Annotated in this window: 4 protein-coding genes; all 4 read right to left on the reverse strand. The window is 34.9% G+C overall.

Going from position 1 to position 4,008, the window contains the following annotated elements; genetic code table 11:
- On the reverse strand, nucleotides 1-543 hold a 543-nt coding region (locus E1171_RS05730; RefSeq protein ID WP_155204965.1), incomplete at its 3' end, for a class I SAM-dependent methyltransferase.
- Nucleotides 544-857: 314 nt separating this feature from the next.
- The gene (mnmG, locus tag E1171_RS05735; protein WP_155204967.1) at nucleotides 858-2,723 is read right to left on the reverse strand and encodes a tRNA uridine-5-carboxymethylaminomethyl(34) synthesis enzyme MnmG; all 1,866 of its coding nucleotides are present in this window, start codon (nucleotides 2,721-2,723) and stop codon (nucleotides 858-860) included.
- A gap of 264 nt (nucleotides 2,724-2,987) precedes the next feature.
- A complete protein-coding gene (ybeY, locus tag E1171_RS05740) occupies nucleotides 2,988-3,413 on the reverse strand; it encodes an rRNA maturation RNase YbeY (protein ID WP_155204969.1) in 426 nt (141 codons plus the stop codon).
- Between the two features lie 351 nt (nucleotides 3,414-3,764).
- Nucleotides 3,765-4,008: ATP-binding protein (locus E1171_RS05745; protein ID WP_187696280.1), on the reverse strand; the 244-nt coding region annotated here is incomplete at its 5' end.

The following is a 4,008-nucleotide window of genomic DNA, read 5'->3' on the forward strand; positions in this document are numbered from 1 at the left end:
TTTAAGCTTTTCTAAGGTAAATTTTAAGTCAGGCAGATGCTCAAGAACATGCCATAGGGTAATACAATCATATTGTGGTTTATCAGAAAGTTCTTCTATTGAAGCTAAAAATCTCTGATCATTTAATTTTTCTGCTTGTGCTCTGGCATTTGGATCAGGTTCTATTCCCTGGATTTTCCAATCATTAGCTTTGCAAGTATTTAAAAAACTTCCTGTTCCACAGCCAATATCTAATAGGTGTCCCTTTTCTACTGAAAAATTTTCGATGAGTTTTAATTTCTGTCGTAGGGTAAATTGTCTTGCAAACCTATATACTGTATTAATCAGGCTATTACTCTTGTTAGCATGAGAAATGTAGTCTTCAGATTGGTAGTATTTTCCAATGGAATTCTGATCTGGTCTGGGATTTGTAAATAAGAAGTTACATTGTCCGCATTTTACTATTTGGAAAATTTCTCCTGAGACTGTAAAGTCTTTGCAGCTTAGAAATTCATTAAATTTTGTCGAATTACAAATTGGACATTGGGTTAAATTTTCCTGCATTGTTTGGGGTTAATTTTTCTAATATCCTTTAAGGTAAACTAAAAGAATGATGTCAATTGATGCTTCAAAATCTAATTAAAAATGTAGAGCTGAATATATATCGAATATCATTGAGTTAGTTAATTCTTTATAAACAAAGATGGGAATTTTTTTGCTACAGAATGAAGATTTTAATCGATTACTGTATAGTGGGAGGTAGTTAGGAACCAATAATTATGGGGAAGAAGGGGAGTAGGTTCTTATATGTTAGAAATATTAGCCGGTATCAAATATTTTGAGTTGTGGATAGCTAATGAAAGAAGTATGGGGAAAAATTATTTCCCCATATATACTATTAGAATTGAAATATCTGCCGGTGATACGCCACTTATCCGGCTCGCCTGTCCTAAAGTTTCTGGTTTGATTTTCTTTAATTTCTCTCTTGCTTCAGCTGATAAGGCGGTTATCTTATCGTATTCAAAATCTTCTTTTATTTTGTGCATATCTAGATTTTGAAGCCTTTCCGCCAGCTTTTTTTCTTTATCTATGTAAGTTTCATACTTTACTTGAATTTCTGTCTGTTCCAAAATTTCATTTTCATAGTTGGACAGATAGTCGTTCAAGGCTGGGGTAAGCTTTTTGATATGCTGTATACCCAATTCAGGCCTTTTTAATAGTTGATAGGCAGAACTTTTCTCTTTTATGGGAGCTGTTTTAATTTGCGTCAGAATTTCATTGACCTCGGCAGGTTTTACCTTCTTTTGTTTTAAATCATTGTTTAAACTGGAGGCTTTATTGATCTTTTGTTTTACGTTTGTTAGCCTTTCTTCTGAAGCTAATCCTAAGTGAAAGCCTTTTTCAGTAAGTCTTATATCTGCATTATCTTGACGAAGAAGAATTCTAAATTCTGCTCTTGATGTAAACATGCGATATGGTTCCTCTGTACCTTTATTGATAAGGTCGTCAATTAACACTCCTATATAAGCATCTGATCTTCTCAAAGTGAAAGGATCTTTCTCATGTACTTTATTGTGGGCATTGATTCCTGCCATTAGTCCTTGAGAAGCGGCTTCTTCGTAACCTGTTGTTCCATTGATTTGCCCTGCGAAATATAGATTTTCCACCAATTGAGTTTCAAGTGTTAACTTTAATTGAGTAGGTGGAAAATAGTCATACTCTATGGCATAACCTGGTCGGAACATTTTGGCATTTTCAAATCCAGGTATTTTGGTGAGCGCTTTGTATTGCACATCTTCAGGTAGGGAAGTTGAAAAACCATTGACATAGATTTCTACCGTATTCCAGCCTTCTGGTTCAACAAAAATCTGGTGTCTTTCTCTTTCTGAAAAGCGATTTATTTTATCTTCTATGGATGGGCAATACCTTGGTCCGATTCCCTTTATTCTACCATTGAACATGGGGGAACGGTCAAACCCAGTTTCCAAAATTTCATGCACCTCTTTATTTGTATAAGTGATGTGGCAACTATGCTGCTTTTGAAGAGGTGTTGTGGTATTGGAATAAGAGAACTTTCCTGGTTGTTCATCTCCAGGTTGCTCTTCCATTTTTTCATAGTTGAGGGAACGCGAATCGATTCGAGGCGGTGTTCCTGTTTTCATTCTTCCGGCTTCAAATCCTAATGTCGTTAATTGTTCGGTTAACCCTTTAGCAGCCCTTTCTCCCGTTCGTCCTCCACCAAATTGTTTTTCTCCAATATGGATGATTCCATTTAAAAAGGTACCGTTGGTGAGAACAACTGATTTTCCCTTAATTTCCAACCCTAAAGAAGTTTTTATTCCTTTAGCAATTCCCTTTTCCACAATAATTCCGGTAGCCATTTCTTGCCAGAAGTCTACATTAGGAGTATTTTCCAATGCTAATCTCCATTCTTCTGCAAAACGCATGCGATCATTTTGCGTGCGAGGGCTCCACATAGCCGGCCCTTTGGATTTATTTAACATTCGAAATTGTATCATAGATTTGTCAGATATGATTCCTGACATTCCTCCCAAAGCATCAATTTCGCGCACTATCTGACCTTTGGCTACCCCTCCCATTGCCGGATTACACGACATTTGGGCGATTGTATTCATGTTCATGGTAACTAAAAGTACCTTGGAACCCATCTTTGCTGCAGCATGTGCGGCTTCACAACCAGCATGCCCTGCTCCTACCACAATCACATCATATTCTGGAAACATAATATACTATGTTTTATTAGAAGGCTTTTTAAGGCCTGTTTCAGGAGTGTTTTATCTCTCCTATTTTGATTCTTTAAGTGTACTTCAATTAATTGTTCCACGTGGAACACTGAAAAAATAGTGGGACAAATTTAGAGGTATCTCCTTCATTTCACAAATGAGAGGTCTTTCTAAATATATTTTTATTATTATCAAAAGGTTGTTTTACCCTTTACTATTAAATTTTTTCGAGATGTTCCACGTGGAACACTAGATTAAAAATCTTTAGAATTGCGAAAAATTAAGGGATTCGTCTTCTTTCTTTCGCATTAAAGTGGCTTCCTCTTCTGTTTTATCTTTATATCCCAATAAGTGTAGCACACCATGGATAATAACTCGGTGCAATTCATTGGTGAAAGTACGTTTAAAGGACTTTGCATTTTCCCTCACCCTTTCCACACTAATGAAAATATCTCCTTCTATTTCGTTTTTTATTTCCGAATTATCAAAAGTGATGATATCGGTATAAGTATCATGATCCAGATATTCCATATTAATAGTATGGAGATAATTATCTGAACAAAAAACGAAGTTTAATTCATTGAGAACGAAATTTTCTTTTTTGATTATTTCTTGAATCCACCTTCTGGTTTTTTCAGAGTTTTCTAAGTCGAAATCTAAATCTTCATTAAAAAAGTTAATTGAGGCCATTCCTATTTTGTAAGGTTCATACGAAATTAAGAAACGTGTTAGAAGGAGTTTTCTTCTACAAGATTTCTATTCTTTTTCTTGATGTAAGTAAAATGCTGACGATTTGCACCTGGCTTTTATATTTTCCTTCCATTTATAGATGCTATTAGAGATAAGACTTATTAAATCTTTTTATTCCGCTCCTCTATTAAATTATTATTGTTAGGAGGTGAAATAATCTATGGTGATATAAAAGTTTGACCTCTCAAAGCAGAATTGTCAGGAACTAGAAAAAAATAAAATACCCAGTTTAAAAACCGGGTATATTTTTTTGAAGATTGCAGAGAAAAATCTAAATACTGAAAAAGTCTCTTAATTAATATAAAAATTCAATTCCACTAAACTGCCATTATTTTTGAAATGGACTTCATCAGCCAAATGTTTCATAAGGAATATACCTCTTCCTCCAGGTTTGTCAATGTTTTGAGGAGCGGTTGGATCGGGTAGTTTGTCATATTCAAACCCATCACCTTTGTCTTCGACGATAAAACGAACAGAAGAATCATCAACATTCAACGACAAAACCACATTCTTACTTTTGTTCCCTTTGTTTCCA

This window comes from Xanthovirga aplysinae (assembly GCF_009711365.1).
Taxonomy (GTDB): domain Bacteria; phylum Bacteroidota; class Bacteroidia; order Cytophagales; family Cyclobacteriaceae; genus Xanthovirga; species Xanthovirga aplysinae.